Source organism: Delftia sp. SD018 (assembly GCF_017355445.1).
GTDB classification, from domain to species: Bacteria; Pseudomonadota; Gammaproteobacteria; order Burkholderiales; family Burkholderiaceae_C; genus Comamonas; species Comamonas acidovorans.
In genome coordinates this window covers 1-12,176 of sequence record NZ_JADDRN010000057.1, presented here as the reverse complement: position 1 = coordinate 12,176, position 12,176 = coordinate 1, and the positions used below count along the sequence as shown (strand labels likewise).

Genomic DNA, 12,176 nt, shown 5'->3' with positions numbered 1-12,176 from the left:
CCGCCTTGATGCCCGAATCAATGGTCACCCCCACCTGGCTGATCAGCACCGCCGCCAGCAGCGACCCCGCCACGCCCCCCAGCTGGAACGACCCGAACCTGAACTTGCCCACCCAGTAACCGAGCGCCAAGGCCGCAAACAGCGCGATTTCCGGAGCCTGATGAAAGATGCTTCTGAGAAAGTCCACAGCCACCTCTGCTTCTGGGTTGAGGTCCACGGCGGCGCAAGGCAACGGAAGCGGCTGCCCCAGGAGGGCAGGGGGCATTGCGTGCGCGTGGACTGGGAAACGGCGAGTCGCTATTGGAAATAGCTATCGAAAATACTTCTGCACAAATGATTGTGACCAAGAAATACTCAATCGAATATGGCTATTTCATTGACTTCTTTTGGTCAATCCTTGTTGAGAACAGAGCCACTATTCACGACAAAGACCAACGGCAATGTAGGACTGCGCCGTCAGCAAAAGCGGATACATATACAGGCCTGCCTTGCTTGCAGGCCCAGGGTTCCAGTTTTTGGATGAAATCTATTGCCCGCCAGCTGAATTCATCAATTACGCCTCTCGCGCCCAGATGAGGTGGAGTTCTCCATCCACAAAACCGGCGCTCACCGCTTGCGACTGGCGCAGCCGAAGGGCTCCTGCCGCTTCCGAGGCCACGTAGGAGCCAAGCAGCTTTCTGGCAGCAGCAAGTCCCTTCTCCCACTCGCTTCCCACGGCGTCATGCGGCAACTCGAAGTGAGGGTCGTCGGACATGAATATGTCATCGCACGCCCAGTCCGGGTCCTGCGGGTCGTAGGTCGGGCAGCCCACAATCTGGAGCTCGTGCGATGTGGGCGAGTCATACAGATTGAAGTGGAATGCCGCGATTCCTTCTGGCAGATCGCCGGAAAGTGTTTCGTCGACCCATTGGGAAAATTGCTTTTCAATTGCTTTCATGGTTTCAATATTCTGATGCAATGTGGATCAAAAAATTTCCATCATATAGGGAAGTCTGAAAGAAAGAATTGATTTGCATGCTTCAAAAAATATCCGGCTCCGGCACAGCCCTCCCAAAGCCCGTCTCCAGAAAATCAAAATCGCATCCCTCATTGGCCTGCAGGATATGGCGGCCGAACAGCCAGCCATAGCCGCGCTCGTAGCGCGCGGGCGGGGGCGTCCATGCGGCGCGGCGGGTGGCGAGTTCTGAGTCGCTGACTTCCAGGTGGATGCGGCGGGCGGGCACGTCCACCGTGATGCGGTCGCCCGTGCGCACCAGGGCCAGCGGCCCGCCCACGGCGGATTCGGGCGAGCAGTGCAGCAGGCAGCCGCCGTAGCTGGTGCCGCTCATGCGGGCGTCGGACAGGCGCAGCATGTCTTTCACGCCTTGCTTCAGCAGCCTGGTGGGAATGGGCAGCATGCCCCATTCGGGCATGCCCGCGCCCTTGGGGCCGGCGTTGCGCAGCACCAGGATGTCTTCGCCGTTCACATCGAGATGGGGGTCGTCCACGGCCTGCTTGAGGCTGGGATAGTCGTCGAATACCAGGGCGCGGCCCGTGTGGCGCAGCAGGTGCGGGGCGCAGGCGCTGGGCTTGATGACCACGCCGTCCGGCGCCAGGTTGCCGCGCAGCACGGCCAGCGCCCCTTCGGCGTAGATGGGGCTGGACAGGGGGCGGATCACGTCGTCCTGGTGGACCTGGCTGCCCGCAATGTTCTCGCCCAGGGTCTTGCCGTTGACCGTCATGGCCCCGGTGTCCAGATGCGGGCGGATGCGTTCCAGCAGGGCGCGCAGGCCGCCTGCATAGAAGAAGTCCTCCATCAGATAGCGGTCGCCGCTGGGCCGGATGTTGGCGATCACGGGCACGCGGCGGCTGAAGGCGTCGAAGTCATCGAGGCTGACCGGATGGCCCGCGCGCCGCGACATGGCGATCAGGTGAATGATGGCGTTGGTGGAGCAGCCCATGGCCATGGCGCAGGCAATGCCGTTCTCGAAATGCGCACGCGTGAGCATGCGGGCGGGCGTGAGGTCTTCCCACACCATCTGCACGATGCGGCGGCCGCACTCGGCGCTCATGCGGATGTGGTTGGCGTCGGCGGCCGGGATGGACGAAGCGCCCGGCAGCGCCAGGCCCACGGCCTCGGCAATGCCCATCATGGTGGCCGCCGTGCCCATGGTCATGCAGGTGCCGTGGCTGCGGGCAATGCCGGCTTCCATCTCGCGCCAGGCCTGCTCGTCCAGGCGGCCGGCGCGGCGTTCGTCCCAGAACTTGAAGGCGTCCGAGCCCGAGCCCAGCACCTGCCCCTTCCAGTTGCCGCGCAGCATGGGGCCGGCCGGCAGGTAGATGAAGGGAAGGCCCATGGAGATCGCCCCCATGGTCAGCCCCGGCGTGGTCTTGTCGCAGCCGCCCATGAGCACGGCGCCATCCACCGGGTGGCTGCGCAGCAGCTCCTCCGTCTCCATGGCCAAGAAGTTGCGATAGACCATGGTCGTGGGCTTGACCATGCTTTCCGACAGCGAGATGGCCGGCAGCTCCAGCGGAAAGCCGCCCGCCTGCAGCACGCCGCGCTTGACGTCTTCCACGCGCTGCCTGAAGTGGGCATGGCACTGGTTGGCATCGCTCCAGGTGTTGACGATGGCGATCACGGGCTTTCCCATCCAGTCCTCGTAGCCATAGCCCATCTGCAGCACGCGCGAGCGGTGGCCGAAGGAGCGGAAATCATCTGGAGCAAACCAGCGTGCGCTGCGCAGGGATTCGGGGGAACGTGTCATGGTTGTGGGGCTCCTCAGTAGCTGCCGGCAGTGGATGCGGGCCCTGGTGGGTTCGCTGCCAGCGGCCCTTGCCTGAAGCGCGCCACCGCCGCATCCAGCCCGTCGCGCAGCAAGAGCGTGTCCAGCGCCACGGCCACGAACTGCGCGCCCAGCTCCAGGCATTCGCGCGCCCGTGCCTCGTCCACCATCAGGATCCCCGGTGCCTTGCCGCAGGCGCGGATGCGGGCGATGGCCTGGTCGATGGCCCGGTTCACCACAGGGTGGCGCGCCTGGCCCGGATAGCCCAGGCTGGCCGACAGGTCGGCGGGGCCGATGAAGATGCCGTCCACGCCATCGACGGCCGCAATCGCCTCGATCTGCTCCAGCGCTTCGGCCGTCTCCACCTGCACCAGCAGGCACAGCTCGTCGGCCGCACGTGCCACATAGTCGGCCGTGCGCCCGAAGTTGGCCGCGCGAGTGGAACCGCCCATGCCGCGCATGCCCTGGGGTGCATAGCGCATGGCGCGCACGGCATCCCGCGCTTGCTGCGCGTTCTGCACAAAGGGCAGCAGCAGCGACTGGGCGCCCAGGTCCAGGTAGCGCTTGATCAGCACCGCATCGTTGCAGGCGGGCCGCACCACGGCATGCACGGGCAGGGCACCCGGTGCGGGCAGGGCGGCGGCCACGGCCTGCAACTGGCCCAGCATCAGCGGCACGTCGGTGGGCGTGTGCTCGGTATCGAGCAGCACCCAGTCGTAGCCCGCGCCGCCGATCATCTCGCAGACAAAGGGGGAGGGAATGGTGGACCACAGGCCGATCTGCGGGCGGCCTTCGCGCAGCGCGCGCTTGAACGTATTGGCGGGCAGCATGCTCATGGGGGCTCTCCTGAAGCTGTTCACTGGACCTGGATGTTTCCCTTGCGCACCACCTCGCTCCAGCGCGCCACCTCGGCGGCGATGAAGCTGGCGGCCTGGGCGGGCGTGCCCGGCGTGGGCTCGTTGCTCATGGCGGCCAGGCGGGCCATGACCTCGGGCTCGGCCAGGAGGGACTGGCAGGCCTGGTTGAGCCTCTCCACCACATCGGCCGGCATGCCCGGCGGCCCCGCCAGGCTGGTCCATGAATAGTTGACGACCTGCGGCTGGCCGGCCTCGGCCATGGTGGGCACATCGGGCAGGGCCGCCAGACGCCGGTCGCCTGCCACGGCCAGCGCACGCAGCTTGCCCGCCTGCGCAAAGCCCACGGCCGAGGTGGCGGGCACGAACAGCAGGTCTGCCTGGCCGCCCATCACATCGGTCATGGCGGGCACATCGCCCTTGTAGGGAACGTTGTTGAAGCTCACGCCGGCAGCCTGGCGCAGCAGCTCCGTCGTCACATGGCTGGACGAGCCAATGCCCGTCAGCGCCACATTCACCGTGCCGGGGCTGGCCCGGGCCAGGGCCACCACATCGGCCACCGAAGCGACCTTCAGCCTGGGTGAGGCCAGCAGCAGCATGGGCACGCGCCCCAGCATGGCAATGTGCGTGAAATCCCGCCGCGCGTCGTACTTCACGTTGGAATTGACCAGCTGGTTGATGGCATGCGTGCCCGGCCCGCCAATCACCAGCGTGTAGCCATCGGCCCGCGCGCGCGCCACGGCCTCGGAGGCCAGCGAGCCATTCACGCCGGGCCGGTTCTCCACCACCACGGGCTGGCCCAGGCGCTGCGACAGGCGCTCTCCCACCAGCCGGCCCACCACATCGGTCTGGCCACCGGGAGGGAAGGGAATCACCAGCGTGATCGGCCTGATCGGCCAGGCAGCCTGGGTTTGGGCGTGTGCCGCGGCCAACATCGAGGCCGGAGCCAGGGCCGCAGCCAGCAGGCGCGCCATGGCGCTGCGGCGGTTGGAGAGCGAAGGGCGCATGGTGGTCTCCTCTTGAATGATTGCGCAATCATTTCAAGCAAAGGCAGCGCTCTCCATTCGGACGTACGAGGGGAAACAATCAGACCGTGCTGATGGACATCATCGTTAACATGACCGCGCAATCATCCTCAAGCCGCCTCTCCATCGCCATTCCAGGCAAAGGCCTCGCATGACCCTCCGCACCCTGCGCAACGCCAATGCGCCCACGCTCAAGGACCTGGCCCGCATTGCCGGCGTGTCGCCCATCACCGCCTCGCGCGCGCTGCACCGGCCTGAACTGGTGGCCGAGGCCACGCGGCTGCGCGTGGCGCAGGCCGTGGAGCAATCGGGCTACGTGCCCAACTCCCTGGCGGGCGGGCTGACCTCGCGCCAGACGCGGCTGGTGGCGGCCATCGTGCCCTCGGTGGGGCACTCGCTGTTTTCCGACATGCTCGATGCGCTCATCCACACCCTGGCCGCGCAGCGCTATGAAACCACGCTGGGTATCTCCAGCTATGACCCGGAGCATGAGGAAACCTGGCTGGCCGCCATGCTCAGCCGCCGCCCGGACGGCATCGTGCTCACCGGCACCGAGCACATGGCCCGCACGCGGCGCCTGCTGGTCAATGCCGACGTGCCCGTGGTCGAGCTCTGGGACTACCAGCCCCATCCGCTGGACATGGTGGTCGGCTTCTCGCAGGAAGACGCAGGCCGCGCCGCCTTCCGCCACCTGGCCGCCTGCGGCTACCGGCGCCCGGCCATCCTGCGCGCCGACGACAGCCGCGCCGCCCGCCGCGCCCTGGGCTTCACCCGCGCCGCCGCGGAAGCCGGTGCCCCGGTTCCCGCGCAAATCGTCTTCTCGGAAGCCATCCCGCAATCCGGCCGTGGCCGCGATGCCCTGAACGCCCTGCGCGCCCAGGTACCGGAGGCCGATGCCGTCTTCTGCAGCTCCGATGCGCTGGCGCAAGGCGTGCTCTCCCACGCTCACGCACTGGGCCTGCGAATGCCCGAGGAATTCGGCGTGCTGGGTTTTGGCGACCAGGCCCTGGCGCTGGACGCCTGGCCCGCCCTCTCCACCGTGCGCGTGGACGGCGCCGCCATCGGCCGCCTGGGCGCAGAGGCGCTGATTGCGCGCATGGCCGGTGGCGTGGCGGCGGCCGCGCAGGATGTGGGGTTTGAGGTGGTGGGGAGGGGGAGTACGCGGGGGCACCAGGCTGCGCGCTGAGCGCCAGCGTGAGGCGATGGCCGGGCAGCGGCAGGAAGACCGGCTTTATCTCAGTATCAGCAAGGCGCCGCGCTTATCCATAACCGGGCCCAGCGCAGGGCCAACAGGCCGGCGCCCAGTACCAGCCAATGCTCGCCGGCAAGGCCGGGCCGGTTCCTGTTCCGCTGCCATGAGCGCGGGCGCCAGGGCGACGGCGGTCCGGCCCGGGCGCCTGCGCCAAGGGTAGGCGTATTACGACGCACAGGAAGGCGTTGGCCCGATGGCTGTACCGAGGGCCACACCGCATCCTGAAGGCGTTACGGACCAAAGCCCCACCATGAACACAGAACTGCTGGACCCCCCACGTACCGAGCTGGCCGCTGGCGCAGGCACGCTTGAGCCTTCTTTCCTGCATGTGCCGCTCTACGAGCGCCTGGCCAACCATCTGCCCACCGAACAGGAGCGCCAGGCTGCTGCGGACTTCCTGCACGGCGTGATCGCCGAAACCTCTGCCGATGCCGATGGCCTGCCGGACAACCCGGAGCACCTGACCGACTGGATGCGTGCCAATGTCGAGAAAGTGCACGCCCAGTACCAGGCCTACCTGGCAGAGCGCAAGGCGGGTGCGGCACGCCGCTACTTCGGCAACCGCGCCCATGCGCTGTACTTCCTGCGCAATGTGGCACCTACCAAGCTGGTGGACGGTTCCTGGCTCTACGGACTGTGCGCGCATGCGGGCAACTCACGCATGTCGGACCTGGTCACCACCTATGTGGAAGAACTGGGCGACGGCATGGCCGACAAGAACCACGTCAAGCTCTATCGGGAGCTGCTGGCCAGGTATGGCCTTGATCCCGTGGAGGATCTGCCCGACGAGCTGTACCGGCAGGGGCTGGTACAGCTGGCGTTGGGCTGGAATGCGCAGCAGTTCCTGCCCGAGATCGTGGGATTCAACCTGGGCTATGAGCAATTGCCGCTGCACCTGCTCATCACCGCCTACGAACTCAATGAACTGGGAGTAGATCCCTACTACTTCACGCTGCATGTGACCGTGGACAACGCCGACACCGGCCATGCCCGGCGCGCCTGCATTGCCGCCTGGGAGAACGCGCCGCGCATTGACGATGGCGGCGAATACTGGCGCCGCGTACGCGCAGGCGCCCGGCTGGCAGACACGGGCACCAGCACGCTGGACGTGATCCGGTCGTTCGATATCGAAGCTGAGGTGGTGCGCATCCTGGCGCGCAAATCGCCTTCCGGGCATGGCGCGCACTCGGACTTCTGCAAGGTGGCCGGCCGCAGCGTCAATGACTGGCTTTCCCGTCCGCAGGACATGCCTGCCTTCCTGGGCGCGCTGGAGCAGGCACGCTGGATACAACGCAACCGGCCTGCGGAGGAAAGCCGCTTCTGGCAGCTGCTGCAGGGCGAGCGGGCAGAGATGTTCGGTGTTTTCTCTCCCTATGAGCTGCAAGTCATTCATGACTGGCTGCGTGGGCCGGCCAGTGCGGATGGCGCCTCCTTCGAATCCGTGGCCGAGCCCGGCAAACCGGCGCGGCGCATGAGCTTTCGCGTGGCCGAGCGCCTGCGCGCATCCCGTGGCGCGCGACCGGACCCGGGTCGCAGCGCGCAGGAACTGGACACCGACCTGATGCTCTTCGAGCAGCGCTACCCCACGCTAGATCCAGCGGCCCAGCATGAGTTGCTGGTACAGGCCATGTCACCGGGCCTGCACTGGACGCCCCTGGGCCTGCGCGCCACCCGCCTGTTCCTGGGCCGGTAGGCCCTTCGACCCTCTTTACCTACCCGGGAAAAATCATCGGGTCATTGGGCAAGACGGGCTTGCTCCTTGACCCATTCCCGGCTTTTGCCACGCACGCACCATTCGGGGTTTTTGACCCAGTCTGTGAAATATATATATGGGTGGCCTTCTAATATATTGCAGCGTGTATATCCTAATCTGGGCATGGCGTAGTACTGAAGAGGTGTAACAACAAGAAGGCAGAAGAGCATAATTCCTCCCCCTGTGATTACAGAGATCGCAAGAATGCGTTCTGAGATCATTAGAGTGCGTGCTTTGCAGGGGATTGCTTTTTGTATCACTGATACGAGTATCGTAAATCCCATTATCGGGAAATATACCCCGACCAAATCACCAGGTGTGATTCTTACCGAGGGCGCTGAATTTTTTAAATCGGCGATTGTTTTTAGAAATGAATGTTCTGTATTCCAAATTGAGAAAACCAAAACAAATATAATTGATGGAATTCCATATATCAATGATTTTCTGACATCGGCTAGGTTGTTGTTTTTCATTTCGATATCCATCAATCTCTACGGCTGATAGGGAGTGCCAGATTGTCTGGATGCATCCAAAGATTCGATTTTGCTATTTATTCTTTCATGGATGCCGCCTAGTTAAACGAGGTAATGAAGGTGGCACTGGTTTCCCATAGGCACCACGTCAATCAGCTTTAAAATGAAAACACCTTGAATGCCATTTCATAAAGCTCGATGAGCTGAATTATTTGTACAGACGGGATTGCTCATTAACTCATTCCCGGCTTTTGCCACGCACACACCAGGCGGGATTCTTTACCCAGTCTGTAAAATAAATGGTGGGGTGGTCTTCCAGAATATTGCAGCGTGTATAGCCCAATTTTGGCATGGCATAGTATTGCAAAGGAGTTATTACAAGAAGACAAGTAATCATGATCACTACTCCCGTGATTGTGGTAATCGTGAAAATGCGCTCTGAGATTTTCAGAATACTTGATTTGCAAGGAATTGATTTTTGTACAAGAAAAATAATTCCTGTGATTGACGGTATTGGGAAATACGCCACAAGCAAACTGGATGGTGTAATTCTTACTGATGGAGCGGAATTTTTTAGATCAATTATTGTGTTTAGAAATGAGTATTTTGTACTCCATATTGATAGTGCTGAAACCAATAGAAGGGAAGGAATGCCATGGATTAAAGATTCTCTGAACTCGGTCAGATTATTTTCTTCCACTTAAATATCCATATTTTCGATTAATAGGTGCCAGCAGATTGCTGAATCTGTACCGAGCGTTTGTCTTTGTTTTTCTTCTTTTACTTCTGTTGCTTAACTCTCTCAGGTTGATGGCGCTATCTCTGATTCCCTTTGTCATACCACCACTCAGGTGGATACGCCTTGGACGACATTTCACCGAGATCCATGGTCTGAATCATTGGGCAGGCGAGCTTGCTCATTGACCCATTCCCGGCTTTTGCCACGCACACACCAATCTGGATTTTTGACCCAGTCAGTGAAATATATGGTGGGATGATCTTTCAGAATGTTGCACCGCGTATATCCAAGTTTTGGCATGGCATAGTATTGCAGAGGGGTGATGACAAAGAAACAGAGAAGCACAACGCCAGTCCCTATGAATACAGAGAAGGCAAAGATACGCTCCGCTACTTTTAAAGTGCGCTCTTTGCAGGGAATTGATTTTTGTATCATGGCAATAATTCCTGTGACTGCAATTGCTGGGAAATATACAATTGCCAGATGAAGTGGTGTAATTCTCACTGACGCAGAAGAATTCTTCAAGTCAATGATGGTGTTGAGAAAGGAGTATTTGATGCTCCAGATTGATAGAGCCAAAATCAGTAAAAATGATGGAATACTCCATATTAGAGATTTTCTGATTTGGGCTATGTCTGTTGCTTGCATTTGAGTTCGTGTTAATTTATTTGGTAGGCGCTAGCCTATTGATAGATTAGGGTGAACAGGTACACGTCATTGGTCAGTATGGGATGATCTGATCTTCATTCGCTACCTATGCTGTTACGAATGACCAGATTCAAGCGATTGGCTTAATGTCTAAGGAAACTCGAAGGACCTGCGGGAGCCTACGAGGAGTCGTTCTAGTACATAGGGGTCAAACTATGCGGGATAGGCAAAGTACTGCATGCCTTGTGGTATGTGCCTTTTATTTATGGATTTGACTCAGTGCTACCGGCTAGTCGGGCTTGCTGTTTTACCCACTCTCGGCTTTTGCCACGCACGCACCAGTCAGGATTTTTCACCCAATCTGAATAATAAATATTTGGGTGGCCTTTTAATATATTGCAACGGGTATAGCCTAGTTTTGGCATGGCATAGTGCTGCAAAGGAGTAATAATAAAAAGACAAAAAAGCATAAGTAAAATGCCGGCAAATAGAGAAGTTTTTAAAATCCGCTCCGGAATTTTTGTTATGTCTGCCTTGCATGGAATTGCCTTTTGTATCATGATAGTAATTCCTGAAGCTGAAATGATTGGTGCGCATAGTGCAACCAAATCGGAAGGCGTTATTCTTATTGTTGGAGATAGATTTCTCAAGTCATATATTGTTTCAAGAAGAGAATATTTTATACTCCAAATTGATATGATCAGCATCAATAAAAAAGACGGTATACTCCATATCAAAGATTTACGGATTAGATTTAAGCTTCTATATTCCATTTGAATATTCTTCAATTTTTTCGGTGAATAGGGTGTAGCAGATGGACCGGCTCTCCTGAGGGCTCAGTTCCTTTTGTTTTTGCTTCAATGTTGTAGCGCAACTCTTGCTCGGCAACGTTATTGAAATTTACGCGATATATACCATTATTGGCGCTGTTTGTTGTGATTTTTAGTGCAGCAATTACTTTCTTTTTTATTTCCAAAACTTCATCAATTTTGTTTAAAGTAGCACCGGTAAGAACTACCATCACCGCCATGGCGATTAAAGGCCAAATGGCAATGGTTGTCACGCCCGTAGCTATCAGTCCCATACCTACACCCAAGCCCACCATCGTCGCCAACCCAGCCTTGACAGCCTCCACTCCAATCCCTCCCACCAGGTCATGCATGGTCTTCTCATCATTGAAGATGAAGTCCAATGTCTCCACGCCGATACCCACGACCAAGCTCAAGATGAAGCCCCCTCTGGCCACGCCCTGAAGGCCGCGCATGCCCAGACCCATCTGGACCATGCGGGGATTGGTGGTGAGAAAGCGCGTGCCCTGCAGCAGATTGCCGCGAAACCCGGCTCGGCCCGTGATGATGATATAGGTACCCTTGGGAGTCGCCTTGACATAGGTGCGCGCACCGGCAAGGCGCAATGCAATCAGCGTTCTGGTGAACAGGTACGCGTCATTGGCCAGCATGGAGGCGGGTATGGTCCAGGGTTTGCCGGCATTGGGGCTGGCCGTCTGCGTCCAATACCGGCCCAGGGCGCTTTGGGCCAGGATGGCGCGCAGGCTGGCCTCCAGGCGTGGGTCATTGCGCGACCTGTCTTGCAGGACGCCTAGGAACTCTTGCGGCGTGAGTACCACCACGTCCACCTGCTGGCTGTCCATGGCACGGGTAATCTGCCTGTTGAAGGCCTTTTCATAGCTGATATACGGGCGGGTGAGATCTGTGGATGTTGCCATGGCCTGCAAGCGAATGGTTAATGGAATGAATAAGGAAATGGTGGTTTGCCAAATGCCAGAAAAATCACGAACGCAGGCCTCCCATCAGGCCTGGGGTAAATCAGGTCCGATCAAGGTATGAGAGTGGGAATTGCGCGTTCGCAATCATTCCCAAGGCCAATGTCAATCAATGGCCTGGGAATTCCGTTGTGGGAGTCCGGCTATTTGATTTCTTGGGTATCTGGAAGTCAAGCAGAAAGGCTGGTGGCTGATTATTTTCAGATTATTCCTAGATGCATATACGAGATGCATGCCTTGAGTGCAGTCGATATGGATTTGGAATGGGGAAGAGGGCGGTGACAAGGCTTTGCCAGTCAGTGCAGCCATTTGCCCCAGTGGACGCAGGCCAGCCGGCACCGCCGTGCTGCGGGACTTTGCGGCCACAGGCACGGCGCCGTGGCGATACGGACATGAAGACCCGGTACAAGGAAACCGCGCGCAGCGGGCTGGCGGTCCATATCATCGGGTGCCGAGCGGGCGCGGCAGCACAGCCCCAACCGCAACGGCCAGCCGCCATCATCCACCCCGGTCACAACCTCGCACATCCATGACAGCCGGTGAAAGATTGAAGACTTGGGCACGACGCATCAAGCGCGATGGCGTCACCCTGTGGTTTGCCTGCAAGAGCCCCCAGACGCCCTGGTATGCCAAGACCCTGGGCGCCTTTGTGGTCGCCTACGCCCTGAGCCCCATCGACCTGATCCCTGACTTCATCCCCGTGCTGGGCTATGTGGATGACGTCCTGCTGCTGCCCGCGCTGATCTGGCTCACCGTGCGGCTGCTCCCCCCGGGCGTGCTGGCCGACAGCCGCCAGCAGGCCGAGGCCTGGATGCAGGCGCAGGGCCGCAAGCCCCGAAGCCGTGCCGGAGTCGCCCTGGTGGTGGGCGTCTGGCTATGCGTTT

Annotated in this window: 12 protein-coding genes and 1 pseudogene; 4 read left to right on the top strand and 9 right to left on the bottom strand. The window is 59.7% G+C overall.

The window, feature by feature from the left end; genetic code table 11:
* The 5 genes and pseudogenes from INR38_RS28260 to INR38_RS28240 all read right to left on the bottom strand — a co-directional run.
* Window positions 1-187: pseudogene (locus tag INR38_RS28260) on the bottom strand (aspartate-alanine antiporter); the annotation flags it as partial.
* A gap of 366 nt (window positions 188-553) precedes the next feature.
* Entirely contained in the window at window positions 554-937 is a 384-nt protein-coding gene (locus INR38_RS28255; protein ID WP_207443440.1) for a hypothetical protein, read from the bottom strand.
* 82 nt (window positions 938-1,019) lie between these two features.
* On the bottom strand, window positions 1,020-2,747 hold the full coding sequence (gene araD / locus INR38_RS28250) for an L-arabinonate dehydratase (RefSeq protein WP_207443439.1): 1,728 nt from the start codon (window positions 2,745-2,747) through the stop codon (window positions 1,020-1,022).
* 14 nt (window positions 2,748-2,761) lie between these two features.
* Window positions 2,762-3,601: an HpcH/HpaI aldolase/citrate lyase family protein gene (locus INR38_RS28245; RefSeq protein ID WP_207443438.1), complete on the bottom strand. Its 840-nt coding sequence runs from the start codon at window positions 3,599-3,601 to the stop codon at window positions 2,762-2,764.
* A 20-nt stretch (window positions 3,602-3,621) separates the two neighbouring features.
* A complete protein-coding gene (locus tag INR38_RS28240) occupies window positions 3,622-4,626 on the bottom strand; it encodes a tripartite tricarboxylate transporter substrate binding protein (protein WP_207443437.1) in 1,005 nt (334 codons plus the stop codon).
* A 169-nt stretch (window positions 4,627-4,795) separates the two neighbouring features.
* On the opposite strand from INR38_RS28240, the gene INR38_RS28235 reads away from it, so the two are divergent.
* Together INR38_RS28235 and INR38_RS28230 are read left to right on the top strand one after the other, a co-directional pair.
* The gene (locus INR38_RS28235) at window positions 4,796-5,830 is read left to right on the top strand and encodes a LacI family DNA-binding transcriptional regulator (RefSeq protein ID WP_207443436.1); all 1,035 of its coding nucleotides are present in this window, start codon (window positions 4,796-4,798) and stop codon (window positions 5,828-5,830) included.
* Window positions 5,831-6,146: 316 nt separating this feature from the next.
* Complete coding sequence (locus tag INR38_RS28230; protein WP_207443435.1) at window positions 6,147-7,589, top strand: iron-containing redox enzyme family protein; 1,443 nt, start codon at window positions 6,147-6,149, stop codon at window positions 7,587-7,589.
* Between the two features lie 41 nt (window positions 7,590-7,630).
* On the opposite strand, the gene INR38_RS28860 is transcribed toward INR38_RS28230, so the two are convergent.
* On the bottom strand, window positions 7,631-8,122 hold the full coding sequence (locus INR38_RS28860; protein WP_242699233.1) for a hypothetical protein: 492 nt from the start codon (window positions 8,120-8,122) through the stop codon (window positions 7,631-7,633).
* Between the two features lie 395 nt (window positions 8,123-8,517).
* Between INR38_RS28860 and INR38_RS28220 the strand changes: the two genes are divergently transcribed.
* Complete coding sequence (locus INR38_RS28220; RefSeq protein WP_207443434.1) at window positions 8,518-8,826, top strand: hypothetical protein; 309 nt, start codon at window positions 8,518-8,520, stop codon at window positions 8,824-8,826.
* A 170-nt stretch (window positions 8,827-8,996) separates the two neighbouring features.
* On the opposite strand, the gene INR38_RS28855 is transcribed toward INR38_RS28220, so the two are convergent.
* The 3 genes from INR38_RS28855 to INR38_RS28205 form a co-directional block, all read right to left on the bottom strand.
* Window positions 8,997-9,509 (bottom strand): hypothetical protein, encoded by a 513-nt coding sequence (locus INR38_RS28855; protein WP_242699232.1) that lies wholly within the window; start codon window positions 9,507-9,509, stop codon window positions 8,997-8,999.
* 263 nt (window positions 9,510-9,772) lie between these two features.
* Window positions 9,773-10,282 (bottom strand): hypothetical protein, encoded by a 510-nt coding sequence (locus INR38_RS28850; RefSeq protein ID WP_082001578.1) that lies wholly within the window; start codon window positions 10,280-10,282, stop codon window positions 9,773-9,775.
* 11 nt (window positions 10,283-10,293) lie between these two features.
* Entirely contained in the window at window positions 10,294-11,235 is a 942-nt protein-coding gene (locus INR38_RS28205) for a hypothetical protein (RefSeq protein WP_047473074.1), read from the bottom strand.
* A gap of 586 nt (window positions 11,236-11,821) precedes the next feature.
* Between INR38_RS28205 and INR38_RS28200 the strand changes: the two genes are divergently transcribed.
* On the top strand, window positions 11,822-12,176 hold a 355-nt coding region (locus INR38_RS28200; RefSeq protein WP_207476061.1), incomplete at its 3' end, for a YkvA family protein.